This is a genomic window from Pseudomonadota bacterium, assembly GCA_037200975.1.
Classification (GTDB): domain Bacteria; phylum Pseudomonadota; class Gammaproteobacteria; order Steroidobacterales; family Steroidobacteraceae; genus CADEED01.
In genome coordinates this window covers 1,439,287-1,454,430 of the sequence record JBBCGI010000001.1, presented here as the reverse complement: position 1 = coordinate 1,454,430, position 15,144 = coordinate 1,439,287, and the positions used below count along the sequence as shown (strand labels likewise).

General features: G+C 61.8%; 11 protein-coding genes. 7 read left to right on the top strand and 4 right to left on the bottom strand.

What is annotated here, in order from left to right:
• Nucleotides 1-223 precede the first annotated feature (223 nt).
• From WDO72_06500 to WDO72_06490, 3 genes are all read left to right on the top strand, one after another.
• Nucleotides 224-595 carry a GntR family transcriptional regulator gene (locus tag WDO72_06500; GenBank protein MEJ0085312.1) on the top strand — a complete coding sequence of 124 codons (372 nt, stop codon included), beginning with the start codon at nucleotides 224-226 and terminating at the stop codon, nucleotides 593-595.
• A 4-nt stretch (nucleotides 596-599) separates the two neighbouring features.
• Nucleotides 600-1,484, top strand: coding sequence for a hypothetical protein (locus tag WDO72_06495; protein MEJ0085311.1), 885 nt, complete (start codon nucleotides 600-602; stop codon nucleotides 1,482-1,484).
• Nucleotides 1,485-1,636: 152 nt separating this feature from the next.
• On the top strand, nucleotides 1,637-3,346 hold the full coding sequence (locus WDO72_06490) for a serine hydrolase (GenBank protein ID MEJ0085310.1): 1,710 nt from the start codon (nucleotides 1,637-1,639) through the stop codon (nucleotides 3,344-3,346).
• A gap of 431 nt (nucleotides 3,347-3,777) precedes the next feature.
• Here the strand turns inward: WDO72_06490 and WDO72_06485 are convergent, their stop codons facing one another.
• On the bottom strand, nucleotides 3,778-4,092 hold the full coding sequence (locus WDO72_06485; GenBank protein MEJ0085309.1) for an addiction module antidote protein: 315 nt from the start codon (nucleotides 4,090-4,092) through the stop codon (nucleotides 3,778-3,780).
• Nucleotides 4,089-4,385 carry a type II toxin-antitoxin system RelE/ParE family toxin gene (locus tag WDO72_06480; protein ID MEJ0085308.1) on the bottom strand — a complete coding sequence of 99 codons (297 nt, stop codon included), beginning with the start codon at nucleotides 4,383-4,385 and terminating at the stop codon, nucleotides 4,089-4,091. Before WDO72_06480 ends, WDO72_06485 begins: the two co-directional genes overlap by 4 nt.
• A gap of 554 nt (nucleotides 4,386-4,939) precedes the next feature.
• Between WDO72_06480 and WDO72_06475 the strand changes: the two genes are divergently transcribed.
• Nucleotides 4,940-7,036, top strand: a complete 2,097-nt coding sequence (locus tag WDO72_06475) for a hypothetical protein (protein MEJ0085307.1) — start codon at nucleotides 4,940-4,942, stop codon at nucleotides 7,034-7,036.
• Between the two features lie 52 nt (nucleotides 7,037-7,088).
• Nucleotides 7,089-7,907, top strand: a complete 819-nt coding sequence (locus WDO72_06470; protein MEJ0085306.1) for a hypothetical protein — start codon at nucleotides 7,089-7,091, stop codon at nucleotides 7,905-7,907.
• A 176-nt stretch (nucleotides 7,908-8,083) separates the two neighbouring features.
• On the opposite strand, the gene WDO72_06465 is transcribed toward WDO72_06470, so the two are convergent.
• Nucleotides 8,084-10,063, bottom strand: coding sequence for a TIR domain-containing protein (locus WDO72_06465; protein MEJ0085305.1), 1,980 nt, complete (start codon nucleotides 10,061-10,063; stop codon nucleotides 8,084-8,086).
• A 120-nt stretch (nucleotides 10,064-10,183) separates the two neighbouring features.
• Between WDO72_06465 and WDO72_06460 the strand changes: the two genes are divergently transcribed.
• Nucleotides 10,184-11,506 (top strand): glycoside hydrolase family 2, encoded by a 1,323-nt coding sequence (locus WDO72_06460; GenBank protein MEJ0085304.1) that lies wholly within the window; start codon nucleotides 10,184-10,186, stop codon nucleotides 11,504-11,506.
• Nucleotides 11,507-11,613: 107 nt separating this feature from the next.
• Nucleotides 11,614-13,272 (top strand): Npt1/Npt2 family nucleotide transporter, encoded by a 1,659-nt coding sequence (locus tag WDO72_06455; protein ID MEJ0085303.1) that lies wholly within the window; start codon nucleotides 11,614-11,616, stop codon nucleotides 13,270-13,272.
• 12 nt (nucleotides 13,273-13,284) lie between these two features.
• Here the strand turns inward: WDO72_06455 and WDO72_06450 are convergent, their stop codons facing one another.
• Entirely contained in the window at nucleotides 13,285-15,135 is a 1,851-nt protein-coding gene (locus WDO72_06450; protein ID MEJ0085302.1) for a metallophosphoesterase, read from the bottom strand.
• Nucleotides 15,136-15,144: the final 9 nt, after the last annotated feature.

Genomic DNA, 15,144 nt, shown 5'->3' with positions numbered 1-15,144 from the left:
GCAAGCAAACCAACGTCAGCGCTTCGCATAGCGCCTCTAACTACTCGACAGCTGCGCCAGCTTTTTAGACGCGATTCCACATATCGCGATGACTGTCGCAGCCTTTGCTGCTCCGTCGAGTCAGAAGCAGTTCCCTGAATACGCTCTCCGTCCGAGGAGGCTTGTCTTTTTATTGTACTACGTGTACTAATAGTACACACAATACAAAGGCGATCACGCTTCCATGCAAATCTCGATCGACGAACGATTGACCGAGCCGGTGTTCTTGCAGCTCATCACGCAGATTCGTGAGGCAGTAAAGAATGGCCAGCTAAAGCCCGGCGCGCCGCTACCCACCATTCGCGAACTTGCGGCTGAGCTGCAAATCAATCCGAACACCGTCGCCAAGGCCTATGGGCTGTTGGAACGCGACGCCGTGATCGAGACACGCGGTCGCAAGGGTTCGTTCGTCCATCTCAATGGCAAGAAACACTCAAAGGTCGATCTCGGCTCTCAGGCCAGCTCGGTTCTCGCACAGTGCATCGCTTCACTACGCGAGACCGGCCTCACGGATTCCGAAATCCGCAACGCATTTGTCAGTGTCATGAAAGGGTAAAGCAATGACTCCCGATCTTCAGACTCTCCTTATCGCGATCGTATTCGCAGCGCAGATTTACGTGCTCTCGTTCTACACGCCAATGCGCTGGCAGGGATATCACGCGCGTTTGTTTGAGAAGTTTCCACGCGAGGAATATCCGTCGCTGCATCCGTTACTCCGAGAGGAGCTGGAACGCAAATTCGCGCTCTTCAGACCAACGCACTTGGTCATTGGCGCGGGCTCAATCCTCGCGTTTCTGGGTGCTCTCATCTTCGCGGACAGCGCGCGGGGTTTGGCGGGACCGATGATGACGTGCCTCCTACTGCAGGTGATGCTACCGATATACATCGCGCTGCCATTGGAGTTCAGAATCCAAAAGGGTTTGCGTGCCATGCCACCCCCGAGCCGACGATCTGTGGAGCTGCGTAAGTGGCGGATAACCGATTTCGTTTCACCGGTGTGGGTCGGGTTCGGTATCGCCGTGCAGGCGCTGAATCTTGCCTGCGCAGTGGCTGTGTACCTGTACCGCCCAGGTACATTGGGCACCTTCCCTGCCGGGATCGGCAGCGGAGTGATGCTGTTGGCAATGGTTTATGTGCTTTTTGGTGGCGGGAACACCGTGGCTACTCGCGCGGACCCGTTCATGTCACAGGCGGATACGTTCGATGTGCGGCGGCGAATCTACCGCGGTCTCTTTGTAGTTAGCGCAGCGTTCGGCGTCGTAGGACCGTTCACGCTTCTTGGCAATGCGGGGCTCGTCCACTTTGTTTTCGATTACCAAGCCGTGTGTTTGAGCGTCACTCTTCAGCTCGTTGGACTCATGCTGGTGTCGGGACAGAATCGGGATCTCAACACGCGGGACTTCAGCGTCTATCGCGCAGACGGCAGCGCGCAGGTGGCACGATGAAAACTGTGCGGAATCCTGGCGAGTCATGCAGCACCGCATGGCGCCTGGCGGTCCTGACTTGCTATCGATGCGTCGTCGTCGCGCCAATCGGCTGTCTAACGGGTACCGCCTTCGCGGCGGGTTCGACCACCACTGAGGAACACGTCCGACGTGTGGAAGAGGGCATCGTCCCGCGCGTGCTGGTAACCGGCGAGGTGCCCGCCACCCAGTCGCTCGAGGCGCGGATGACGGAGCTCAACGTGCCGGGTGTGAGCATCGCGGTGATTCACAAAGGACGTATCGAATGGGCCCGCGGATTTGGCGTCGCGCGGGCGGGCGGTGGGCCCGTCACGGCCAACACGTTGTTTCAGGCCGCTTCGATCAGTAAGCCGGTGTTCGCGCTTGCTGTGCTACGGCTCGTGGACGTCGGAAGACTGAACCTCGACGCAAACGTTAACGACTTTCTGAAGGCTTGGAAACTCCCCGACAATGATTTCACGCGCCAGTCGAAGGTGACTTTGCGTGGGCTCCTTACGCACTCTGCGGGGCTCACCGTGAATGGATTTCCTGGTTACGCCGCCGGCGCACCACTGCCGACGACAGTACAGATTCTCGACGGCACACCTCCTGCAAATTCCGCCGCGATCCGTGTGGACATCGTGCCGGGGACGCTCGCTCGGTATTCCGGTGGAGGCTACGTGGTCGCACAGCAGTTGCTGCAAGACGTGACCGCCGTTCCGTTGTCGAAGCTCATGCACGATTCGGTGCTCGCGCCGCTCGGTATGACTCGAAGCACTTACGAACAGCCGCTTCCCCTTACACGCATGTCCGAGATCGCGCTGCCGCACCGCGCTGATGGCAAGCCCGTCGAAGGAGGGCCGCACACCTATCCAGAGATGGCGCCGGCCGGACTTTGGACAACGCCGACCGACCTCGCGCGCTACGCGCTCGGTGTGCGAGCTTCGCTCGCCGGCAAATCCGGCGGAGTGATCTCGGCCAAGACAGCGCGAGCAATGCTCACGCCGGTCTTCGGCGGTCAAGCACTTGGTCCGCAGACTGGCGGTTCGACGGCGCGAAAATACTTCGCGCATGACGGCGCAAACGAAGGCTATCGGTGTTTGCTGGTCGCTTATGAGGATGGCGAAGGCGCCATCGTGATGACCAACAGCGACAGCGGTGGAGATCTCATGGGCGAAGTACTGCGCACCATCGCGTACGTCTATGAATGGCCGGACTTCGCGCCGTCGATTCGCACGTTGTCCGTGGTGAAGCCGGAGTTGCTCGATCGCTACGTCGGCGCGTATGAGCTGAATGACGGCACTCCGTATGTGGTCCGCAAGGAAGGCGATCGGTTGGTGGGTCAAGCGATCGGGCAGGCCCCCACGCCGCTTTTCCCGTCGTCCGATCGCGAATTCTTCTCCAAGGACATCGATGTAACGGTGAGCTTCACTGTGAGCTCGGGCGGTCCAGCCACCGCGGTCCGCCATCGGCTCAACGGCTGGGAACGAAACGGACCGCGAATGGAAGAGGCAAGGGCACGACAATTAATCGGAACCGCCGAAGGAATCATGCGTCGCTTCAAGGACCAGACCCCACTGCCCGGGTCGGAGCCGGCGATTCGAGCGCTACTCGCTGGTCTCGCGAGCGGCAAGCCCGACTTCGAACGAATGAAACCAAGTTTCGCGGATTTCGTGCGTCAGCAGTTGCCAAATCTTCAGCAGCTCATGGGAAATCTGGGCGCTCTCAAGAGCCTGACATTCAATCGAGTGGCGGTGGAAGGTGATGACCAGTTTGACGCGGACTTCGAGAGAGGCGCGATTCGCATCGGCGTGCTACTCGGTGAAGATGGCCTTATCAACGGCGTACAGTTTCAGCCGAGATGAGAATCTACCGGATGCACCGACGGAGGTCTGGTTGCGCCGGTCAACTACAGGCCGACGATACGCGTGGTGATTGCCTGGATCAGATGTCTAATTGAATAGGTAGCCGGACTTGTATTGGCGTGCTAAAAAATTGCTCGGGCTGCTGTGGAAACTGACGTTTTCTCGCGAGGTATTTCCTGAGGTATGGATTTTCGGGAATATTCGAAAAGCGCTGTAATTCATGCACTTCTGGAAGCGGTATGAATCCCTCTCTCCCGCTAATTCTCAGAGTTGCTCTGCGTGACTTTCTCAGGGGAGCGGAAGCAAGTCAGTGTAGGGTTTAGCGCTAAATGCGACCGATACTTCAGCGACCTTTGCTGATGCGTGGTTCCCACGAAACGCCCGAACTCTAGGCCAGATGCGAAGTGCCGCCGATCTGACAGATCGCTTTGCTACGTGGTCACAGTCAGCTTCACACCGAGCGAATCCACCAACTTTCGAACCGTCTCGTAACGAACCTTCGCCCCTGGAGCGAGCGCTTTGTAGAGGCTTTCGCGTCCGAGACCCGACGCTTCAGCCACGGAAGCCATGCCCCGCGCCTTGGCGACATTTGCGACGGCGCGCAAAAACATATCGGGGTTTGGGTCTTCCAGGGCGGCGGCTAGGTATTCTGCAACTACCGCCTCACTATTGAGATGGCGTGACACGTCGAACGGCGCGAGTCGCCGCGCAACCGCCGCTTTCGCCTTTGTCTTTTTCGCAGTCATATCTTTAACTCCCGCGCCATCTTAAGCGCGTGTTTGATGTCTCGCCTCTGAGTCGACTTGTCGCCGCCAATCAGAAGCGCGTAAATGAATGTGCCACTTCGTGTGAAATACACGCGGTAACCAGGCCCGAAGTGAATCCGCATTTCACTCACGCCCTCGCCGACAGGCTGGCAGTCACCGAAGTTGCCAAGCGCCGCAGAATCCAGTCGCGAGAGGATTCGCGCCTTGCCTTTCGCATCCCGCAATTTTTCGAGCCACTGCTCGAATTCACGCGTTGCAATAAGACTATTCACTGACGCACAGTGTATCCGAATAGATACAGAAGTGTAGTGAGTTTTCACTGTCTATAGATATGAGAGGAAAACCGCATTTCCGGCGGGAGGGGGAATGCCGAGGGCCCGCGGTATCAGTGGCCACCGCCAGCAATAAGCGTGGGCAGGCCAATTCCTACAGTCGGCATGACCAATTAATACAAGTGGTCAGACAGACTGTTGTATTTGGCCTTACCAATTGCTAGGGTTCCCTCGTTCACTACAACTGCTGGGGGGCAGTACCGATGAACTCCAAACACGTCGAGCCGTCGCTCGTCGCCGCGGCGTATGCGCCGCAGTCGCGACCGCAGCCACCATGACTCAGCCGCAAGAGCGGCAGCCCGGCACGTGTAAAAAACTCAATCCAACAGGGGGATCCAACATGACTCGCTCGAGAAGGGGAATTCGCGCCCGAGTGGCGCTCGCGATCGGCAGCGTTTGTTTGATCGCATCGAGTGCGAACGCGCTGGCTCACGGCTTGCCCGCCTTCGCCAACGCCACATCGAGTTCACATCAGTAACAGGGGAGTACTTTCTATGTTCCACAAGACTTGCACAGGCAAACATGTCCTTGCCGTCGTGCTGACCGTGCTGCCAGTTCTGGCGTTGGGTCCGCAACCTTCCGCCGCCGCAGAACCGCCCGGAGACGAACTACCGTTCATTTACGAGCTTCCTAACCTCTTCCAGTTCAACGACGGCAAAGCGCTGACGACCCTCCAGCAGTGGGAGGCTCGCCGCGAAGAGATCAAGGATTACCTGCAGTACTACGAGTACGGCTATATCCATGAGCCGGACCGTCTGACCGCCTCCAGGACCGGAAACACCCTGCGCGTCGACATGGAAGTGGATGTCAAAGACGCAAGCGGGCAGGTCGTAGCCGTCAAGACAGCCGGCTTCAGTGTCGCCGTCACCATTCCCACCGCCGATCAGTATCCGGCCGCCTACCAGAACGGCGCGCTGATCGAAAAACTCCCCACCTTCATCGGCGGGAACCCCCTAACTACCAACGGCCAGATCACGGGGCAGCAGCTCGGGTACGCGTCCGTAGCCACGCCGAACGTTTCCTCCGACACCAGCGCGGGCCTGCCGACCGGCGTCTACTGGACGCTGTTCCCCTACGTTCAGGGCGACGTCAAATATGACACCGGTACCCTCATTGCCCAGGCCTGGGGATTTCACCGGGTGGTCGATGCGCTCAAGATCCGCAACGCGCAATACCCGGACGGCCTGTTCCCCGAGATCGACGACACCAGGCTGATCACCTACGGCTTCTCGCGCGGCGGCAAGATCGCCATGTTGGCATCCGCGTTCGACGAGCGGCTGTACATGACGTGGGTGGGCCATTCCGGGCAGTTCGGCGCCTCCACCATCCGTTATACCTACGACTCGAAGAAGTACCCGGCCGGCAACAACGCCAACGCCACCAGCTACACCGCCGCCGAGATGGACCCGGCGTCCTTCTATTCCGGCGTCACCGGCGCACGCAAGGAGCAGATCGACCGGGCCTACGATGGTACTAACTACTTCCGCTGGTTCACCTCCCGGCTGCCGGCAAATTTCGGCCAGGAAAACAAACACCAGCTGCCGATCGACCACCACATGACGCTGGCGTTGATCGCGCCCCGCCCGCTGATGGTGTTCGAAGGCATGGACGACTTCTGGAACGGCGCCGAAAGCGTGGCGATTTCGGTCAATGCCGCGCGCCTGGCCTACCAGATGTACGAGGGCACCGGCGCCTACCGCGCGGGTTACGGATATGAGGACTACATCGGCTACATCGCCTCGCCGAAACTCGCGCACGCGACCAACAACACGGAGAAGGCCAACTTCTACGCCATGGCGCAGCTGGTCCTGCGCGGGATAGACCCGCGCTACGGCTCGGAAAGCACCGCCGGCTACGTCGCCACCGCGACCGCGCCCGTCACGGTGATGCCGGGCTTCGAATACAACCCGTTTGCGGTGACCGATCCGTCCGCGATGCCCTGGGCCTTCCCGGGTCAGTACAGCCTCGGCACGACCCCTGATCTCAGGTTGTTAGTCGAGGGGACCAAGAGGAATCTGACCATCCTGTCCGACGCTCCGGCAGTCCAGCTTCTCTCCCCGACCGGCGGGGTGCTCGACACGGCGGCCACTTTCAAGGGCAGGGCCACGATACGTCTCGATGCTGACGAGGATCCGAGCACGGGGCCGTACACCCTGCGCACGGTCGGATCAAAGAAGGTGGCCAAGCAGGTCAAGATTCCCTTCTACTCGTGGGAATTCATGATGCGGCCCGAGATCACCACGATCGAAAACTCGTGGTACATCAGCTTCCCCGAGCGCATCAACAACCTGGGCGAAGACCAGGCGATCTTCTACTACGACACTCGCTCTGCCGCGGAGCTCGCGGGCGACATGTGGACCGGCAACGATCCGGTGCCCAGCGTCCAGGTGCAGAACTTCGGCGTGATGCTGCGCTCCTTCCAGATCCACCACAAAGTGGGCATCGCCGGCGGCGGCAGCAGCGCCGCATCCTTTGGGCCTGCGTTCCCAGCACCGAGCCGCATGTTCATCGACAACCTGCAGTTCCCGGACTTGTTCCCCGGGTTCACGTTCGACCTGCAGATGGACATAGCGCCCACGTTGGCGAACTGAGGCCGTGACGATGCAAACCCAAACTCATGTGGAATCTGTAGGGAGAAAACGTATGTACAACAACACAATGCATCGTGTCGTCGCCGTGGCCTGCGTCCTGTGCATCGCTGTAGCAGGCTCGGCGCTGGCCGGAGACCGGGGTCGGGACGGACACCGGCACTCGGGCTGGGGCTGGGGCCATCACTGGATCTGGAATTGGAACTGGGGCTGGGACCGCGACCGGAACCGGGACCCGGAAAAAGGGATCGTCGATCTTGCGACTAACTACGGCGCGTCCGGCGCCATCGCCTCGGTGGCCGGCCTCAGCGGCGCAACCGACAGCATCCAGGTCACCTTTGCAAAGCCGATGCATCCCGGGAACTTCGGCATGGGCGTGAACTTCGCGAAGGCCTGGACCAAGACATGGAACGCCGACAACACCGTGCTGACCATCGGTGGTGATATCGACTTCTCCGCCACCGCCGATCCCGCCCTGATCGTCTACCTGATGCAGACCGAGGCGGAGAGGACGGATATCTCGGAGCCCAACATCTTCAAGTTCCAGGACATCAAGGTGAAGGGGATCAAAGCCGGCAACGATCAAATCAACGTGGACTTCAACATCCTTTCCGCCAACGGCAAGGGCTACAGCGTCTACGTTGCGAAATCGCAGGCCGGTCATTTCAAACGCTACGACCGTGTCGATTTCCACTCGAAGGGCGTGCACATCAAGGGCCTGGAGGACGGCGAGACCTACTGGGTGTACCTGGAATACAAACGCAACGGGCTGGTTGCGACCAGGACGGCTCCTGTGGCCGTTGCAATCCCGAAACATCGGGGTAAAGACGATCACCGGGGCAAAGATGACCACCGGGGCAAAGACCATCGGTGAGAACGCTTCCGTCTGGACCGTGACCACCGCCGACCCGGCGGCAGTCCGGCACTGAGGAGCAAAACGACGGCGGCCGGATCAAGCGATCCGGCCGCCGTTTTGCCACTTGCGCAGGCGGACGCGAGCCTGACAAACATTGTTAGTGGCAGTCATGTCCCGCGGTCTGCAGTGCAGCGTCAAATCATCCGGCAGAACGGCGCCGGCGCCTTTTCATTGCAGACATCGGGCCTGGTGTGGGTCGTTTTCCAGTATTTCAAAAGGCCGAGTTGTTCGGCCACCGCCGGGAAGCCCGGATCGGCCAATATTCCACGCATGCGCTGATCCCAGAAGATCGATGGCCCCGGATATTTCTGCGTCATCGCTATCCGGGTCGCGATCTGGAAAGCTTCGTGGTTCGCGCCGAGATCTGCGAGCAGCCTCGCGACCGCTTCCCCCTTCTGGTCTTCAGGCAGCGCAAGGAGAGCCTGGACAGCTCGCGCCTTGGCTCCCGAATCTGGCGAGGCCAGTGCGCGATAGCCATTCAACAACGCCGCGCGCAGCTCTGCCGAAAACGATAGCGCCGGGTCGAGCAGGAGGTTGATGTCACCAACCTCCGTTGCCTTGAATTTCGTGAGCCGTTTTGCGAAGTCGGCATTCGGCGCAAGGTCGATCGCCGCGTCGAAATAGAGTTTCGCCTCGTCAGGCTTTCCGGCGACGACCAGCGCCTGGGCCAGAGTCAAAGGCGTATAAACATAGAGGGCCAGCATGTCGTCGGCCTGGCGCAATTGTTCGAGCGCTTCGGCAGTGCGGCCGACACTCAGCATCATCCACCCGTATTGATGGTGCTCGCACCCGCAATCCAGCCGCCGCGCCGCGACAGCGCGTTTGAACAGGTCTTCCCGACCTAACCAGTCGCGCGGATCGAGCAGCATGGCTTTGATGTACAGCGCTTCGCTGTTCCTGCTGTCGATAGCTACCGCCCGGTCGGCTGCTTCACGTCCACTTGCGCGCGCCTCGTCGGCGATCCGATCGTCGTCCGCGCTCAACATGACTTTCCAGTACGCCCCAGCGATCGCGGCCCAACCCCAGGAAAAGTCCGGAACGGCAGCGACCACCCGTTGCGCGGGGATCAGGGCTTTCCGTCCCTCCTGCAGATTGGGATCCCAGTGTCCTTCACAAAACTGCATGTAGTCCCTGAGGACTGGGTCCGGCAGCGCCTTGTAGTAGGTGGATGCTCCGAACAGTCCACAGCGGACTACATTGCCGGCATCCACGGCGATGTGGCGTGGAACCCTCGAGACTTCATTCCCGTCGTAGTTGAAGGTGTGAGTCCACAAGGTTGCGCCGGAGTGCTCGTTGCCCATGCGAGTGATTACGCGGATCGTGTGTCCGTCCCGCTGGATCGTCCCACCCAGTGTGTAAGCTGGCGTTGCACCCGGCGCCGGTGCTGGTGCGGTCGAAACATCCACGACGCCGTCGACGTTGAATGCCGCGGTAATCTCCGCGTCTACGGCATCCCGAAGAGTTGCAGGCAAGTCTGCGGACAGGAGCTGGAATCCCGTCAGGCGAACCGCCATGGCGTGAGCCGCGGCTGCGGCTTGGGGCGGTCGTTGTGCCCACCACGCCCCGGCACCCGCAATCAGCGCGAGCAGGCCGGCGACCGCGATCGCCATCCCGCGCCACGAGGAGAAAGCCGGGCGGCGGGAAGCGGGCGTGGCTGCCGCGGCGGCCACCGGCCCGGAGCCGGCAATCTGCCCGATCCGTGCAACCAGCGTGTCGATCGCACTGTCCCAGCCTTCGAACGCGTTGATCCACTGACGTGTCGACAATTCGTAGGCGAATGCATCGCTCGGCTCGACGTCTTTGAGGCGCAGCGCGATGACCGGCACGTCGTAGCGGCTGGCGAGCGAGAGTTCCTTCTTGATCTCACTGCTGGTATTGGCTGCGTCCGAGAAGACGAGGATCACCGCACGAGCGGTGCGAAGCGATTGCACGATCGCCTCCTGATAATTCGCGCCGGGCGGCACGTCCCGCGTGGAAATCCAGCACTTGGTTCCACGGCTTTCGATGGCTTTGCAGACCTTCAGCGCCTCGGCGCGGTCGGCGGTCGCGTAGCTGATGAAGACCGCGGGAGGTCCCCGATCTTCGCTGCCGATTGCCGACCCTTGTTCGTTCACCGCGCCTCCACTACCGGAATGTCAAAGTCTATGGCCCTTTGGGGGGCCAAGAGAAGCGGATAGGTGACAGTGCCTGTCCACAAAATACCCGGAACTCCAATATCCTCGGCGGCGACATCGATGGACACCATACAACGCACACTGATCGTCGGTATCGTCATCGTGACGCTGATGGCATGGGCCCTGGTGACCGTGGACCTGGCGAGCGGTGGCCGCCCTGATCCTCCGGCGCTGCGCGCCGCCGCGACTCTGCTGGACGGCTCCTGGCGATTCCATACCGGCGACGATGCCCAATGGGCGAACGCCAATACAGACGACGGCGAGTGGGAGACCATCGATTTGACCGCCGAGCCGGGCTCGCACGACGGCGACGTGGGTCTGCCCGATTACGTAGGCGGGTGGATGGCCCAAGGACACCCCGGCTATCGCGGCTATGCCTGGTATCGACGCGCAGTGACCGTGCCGCCCGGACCCGCATCGTGGGACATTCTCGGCCCGACCCTCGTCGATCACGGCTACGAACTCTATTGGAACGGTCAGTTGTTAGGCGGGTCGGGCAGGCTCGGTAGAGACCCACGCGTCGTCGGCACGCGGCCGCTGCAGTTCGCGCTGCCCGCCGATGCGGCAGGCACTCGTGGCATCCTCGCGGTCCGCGCATACATGCTTCCGGGTTCGGGAGGCAGCGCAGACGGCGGCGGCATGCACAGCGCGCCCCTACTGGCGCCGCGGCCGAAAAGCGACGCGCTCCACCGCGTGCAATGGCATCGAACCATCGCGGGTTACATCGCCGACTTGGTCGAGCCGATCGCCATGTGGGCACTCATCGGCCTGGCGCTCGGGTGCTGGCCTCGCAGCAGCCACAGGGGTTTCCTGGCCTTTGCCGGCATCGCGCTTGCGCTCATGGCGGCCAGGCGCCTCAACAATGCAATCGTCGCGTGGACCGATCTTCAATCTCTAACTACCTATGGGTGGCTGGCCTCATGGATGTGGGCGCCAACGATCGCCGCCTGGACGTGGGCCTGGAACCGCTGGTGCCCGCGTCCGTGGCGAAGCATCGACGTGCTGGCCGTCGTGCTGGCGGCCGCCGGGATCATCGGCGCCGTGACGCATTCGGAGAGCGTGACAAACGGCAGCCGGCTCGCGTCGCTCGCGCTGTTTGTCGTGATAGCCGCACGTATTGTCCGCAGCGGCCCCATTCGCATCCTGGCGTTGGTCACCTTGGCCTCGATCATGGCCGGGTTATTCGGCGGCGAGCTGCTCGATACGATCGGCGTACCGGGCATCTGGTTTCCGTTCGGCATCGGCGTGTCGCGTACGCAATACGTCTACGCGATCGCCATCCCGCTCCTGGCCTTTTTGATCGTGCGAACCTTGCATTCGACGAGCGCAAACCTGCACGATGCACCGGTGGCTGAAGCCAGTTCGATTCCCCGGTCAAGCTGACGATTTGTTGATGCGTATTTCCGGAGGGGAGCAGCTCGCCATGCAGATTCGGCGCGAGCTTTGTACATAACAACATTTCCGACAGACCCTCCGTGCAGGAATAACACATGAGCAATGGCGACAGCGGCTTGAGCCGCTTCGAGCGCCTGCTGTCCCTCATCACACGCGTGCGGCCCGGCGAGGGCCGTGCCGCCTTGCTGTTTTTCCTGCACGGTTTCCTGCTGCTCTCGTCCTTCCAGGTCATGAAGGCATTGCGCGAAGCCTTCATCCTCACCAGGTTTTCCGCCGAGACGCGTTCCTATGTCGTGGCGCTGGTGGCGCTGTCGTTGATGTTGATCGTTCCGCTGTACGGCTGGTTACGGCGCCATCTCGACGGCGTACGGCTGCTGCGCATGGTCACCGTCTTCTTCGTCGTCACGACGCCGCTGTTTGCCTTGCTCGCCCATTTCAAAGTGCCGATCGCGATCCCGTTCTATATCTGGGTCGGTACGTACGGCGTCATGGTTGTCTCGCAGATGTGGGCGTTCGCCGCGGACTCCTTCAACGTCAAGACGGGACAGCGGTTGTTCGTGGTAATCGCGCTGGGCGGCAATCTCGGCGCACTGGCCGGTGCCAAGATCACGCAGCTGGCCGCGGAGGCGCTGACACCGCTCGGCCTGATGATCCTTTCGACCAGCACGCTTGCCGCGACGCTGTTCCTCGCGACCGCCGAACGCGCGGCGGTACCGCCCGGTTCGCGGGTCACATCGCCGGAGCAACCCCGGACCGCTCCACATTTGTTAGGCGGCATCGGCCTGGTCTTGCGCGACCGCTACCTGCTGCTGATCGCACTGTTCGTGGTGCTGCTGAACTGGATCAATTCCACCGGCGAATTCATCCTCGCCGACTACATGAAGGCGCACGCCCAGACGCTGGTCGCGGCGGGCGAGGGCGCGGGCAGCATCAACGTGGTGCTGGCCGAGCTCTATGGCAACTTCAATTTCTGGGTGACGTTGATCGGCCTCGGCATCCAGCTGCTGCTGGTTGCGCGCATCTATCGCGTCGTGGGAGTACGCGGTGCGCTGCTGGTCCATCCGGTCATCTTGGCCGTGGGATACGGGGTGCTTGCGCTCGCGCCGATGGTGGGCGGCTTCATTCCGATCTTTTCATTGATCCGCCGCATCAAGGTTGCGGACAACGGCGTCGACTATTCGCTCATGAATACGACGCGCCAGACGCTTTTCCTCCCCGTGGATCGCGATTCGAAATACGAGGGCAAGATGGCGATCGACACCTTCTTCTGGCGCTTCGGCGACGTGCTCCAGGCATTGGCGGTGTACGTGGGACTCAACCTGCTGGGGTGGACGACGCACGATTTCGCGCTGCAGAACTTCGTGCTGTCATTGATCTTCATCGCGCTGGCGAATTCGATGGGACGCCAGTACAGCCGCAAGGTGCTGGAAAGTGTCACGAACCACGCGCCCGAGGCGGTCGAAGCCATTCCCGATCTGCACTGTTTGCCCGGCAAGCCGTTCAGGCACTCGCTTCCGGCCAATGCATTCGTCGATCCCGATCCCGGCGACGTGCTGGTCTATCGCGCCTGTTGCCATGACGGGCGCCCATTGCCTCGCTGGCTGCGCTTCGATGCGTGGAAGCAGACCTTCGTGGGCGTTGCTCCGCACAACCTCGAGATCACGGAGCTTCGTATCACCGTCATCGCCAGCGACCTGGAAGGCCTGCGCGCCCGCAGCAGCTTCGTTCTCAGGCGCGTGAACGTGGCGCTCTGAAGTCGCGGGCGATCACGGAGAATTTCCCACCGCGGATACCGGCAGTGCGAGCAGGACATCGCGACGCGACAGAAGGGCACTGCGTCCGCGCGCATCGAGCAGCTCGCCCAGTGACGCCCGCAGTGCGGCGTCGTCCAGAGTAGTCAGGCGGCGGCGCAATTCCGCACCCGGTGTTGGCGGCTTGGTCTTTAGATAGGCGGGCAGGCCGCGCGTCGTGCCGAACGCGCGATCGTGGGCCGTGCCGTATACGAGTGCATTGTTCGAATCGAACAGGATCGACTCGGCCGTACGCTCCTCGTTGCCGATGAGCGTGTCGAACGCGTACAGGAGCTGGAATTGCGACTCGGCGCTGCAGTAACCCTCGCCGAGCGATGCTTGCCGCTGCTGCAGCTGGGCCTGCGTCACCCATTTCAGCGGACGAGCCTGCAGCACACCGCGCTGCCCCTGCACCTCGCGCTCGACCGTGGCCGGCACGATCCCCAGTTGCAGCAGCCGGTCCAGACGAAAGGCCGCGACTTCCTTGCGCGCCGCGCCCGCCGTGCGCACCAGGAACACCGCCGGAATGCGTCGGCCATCGAGAACCACCGCGACGTCGAGTTCATTCGGGGCGCGAGGCCCCGTCACGGCTACCTCGCCATCGCGCAGCGCCGCCAGCACGCTGGCATCGTCGAGCTGGTTCGGCGCGACGAACAGGCCTTCGGGTTGCGGTGCAGCCGCATCGCTGGAACCTGCGTAGCGGGCCGTGAGCCCGGACGCCTGCAGGATGAGCGCCGTGGGGCGACCTTTGTACGCCACGGGATTCATGCCGGTGTCGAGCTTCACGACGCGACCGTCGAACCGCGTGACCGCCCGCGAATTGCGGGTCGGCGTGTGGCCGATCACCAGTTTCGTGGCGCCGAACTGTTTCAGCAGGGGCAAAAGCACGTCGGTTTCCGACACCTCATTGCACAGCGCCGTGCCGCGATACCAGTTGGGTCCGGCCTCCGTGAGAAGCGGGTTGTTAGTCAGTGCGTCGAGGCGCTGGATCGCGTTCCTCACCCCCGCCTCGACGTTCTCGGGCGGAATTTTCGCAAGACGCTCGTTGGCAAGCCTGGAACGCGCGCCGTAGTCATCGCCCGCCAGCAGCAGCTTCGCCTGTTCGAGTCGGGCGGCGGAGCCTAGATAGTCCGTCAACGCCGTGTGATAACGGACGTTCAACTCCGGAAGCGTGAGGCCCTGCAGGCTGCGTGACGGACCGGCGTGCATGAAGAGTGTGTCGTTGATGGTGATGGCAACGGGCAGGGTCAGCAGCCACTGGCCGTACTTGCCCGCGGGGGCAAAGGCTGCGAGATGCCCGAAATAGCCGGGCGGAAATTTCTGATCGAAGGGTGCACAGGGCGCCGTGCACTGTTGCTGCCAGATCGCGCGCTGCCGTTCGCGCTCGGCCGCCGGCTCCAGGTCCACATACTGCGCGTATTCCGCGGCATCGATGTAACGCAGGTCGCCGAGGAGATTCATCACCTCGTGATTGCCGAGCAGCACGTGCAGGTTTCCACCCGCCGTCTGTGCTTCGCGCTGCAGCTTCATCAGCAGGTCCAGGACCTTGCGCGAATCCGCGCCACGATCCAGCAGGTCGCCCAGGCTGACGACGTGCGATGTCCCGGCGGCCCAGCGGTCCTCGGCGTCGAGCACGACGGTATCGCGGAGTAGTGAGTGCAGTTCCGTGTACGCACCATGCACATCCGCGAAAGCGATCACGCGGTCGACGCCGCTCCATTGCACCTGCGCGGCTTGTGCCCATGCCTGCCGCGGACCGGCGCAGGCGATGGTCGTGAGCAGCACGACCAACAATGCTCGCGGAGCGAAACGGCGCGGCGCAGACATCGGCGGATA

Excerpts from the sequence above, each read along its gene's own strand:
- WDO72_06495 (MEJ0085311.1), top strand. The coding sequence starts at position 600 with ATGACTCCCGATCTTCAGACTCTCCTTATCGCGATCGTATTCGCAGCG.
- WDO72_06450 (MEJ0085302.1), bottom strand. The coding sequence starts at position 15,135 with ATGTCTGCGCCGCGCCGTTTCGCTCCGCGAGCATTGTTGGTCGTGCTG.
- WDO72_06455 (MEJ0085303.1), top strand. The coding sequence starts at position 11,614 with ATGAGCAATGGCGACAGCGGCTTGAGCCGCTTCGAGCGCCTGCTGTCC.
- WDO72_06500 (MEJ0085312.1), top strand. The coding sequence starts at position 224 with ATGCAAATCTCGATCGACGAACGATTGACCGAGCCGGTGTTCTTGCAG.
- WDO72_06460 (MEJ0085304.1), top strand. The coding sequence starts at position 10,184 with ATGGACACCATACAACGCACACTGATCGTCGGTATCGTCATCGTGACG.
- WDO72_06470 (MEJ0085306.1), top strand. The coding sequence starts at position 7,089 with ATGTACAACAACACAATGCATCGTGTCGTCGCCGTGGCCTGCGTCCTG.
- WDO72_06475 (MEJ0085307.1), top strand. The coding sequence starts at position 4,940 with ATGTTCCACAAGACTTGCACAGGCAAACATGTCCTTGCCGTCGTGCTG.
- WDO72_06485 (MEJ0085309.1), bottom strand. The coding sequence starts at position 4,092 with ATGACTGCGAAAAAGACAAAGGCGAAAGCGGCGGTTGCGCGGCGACTC.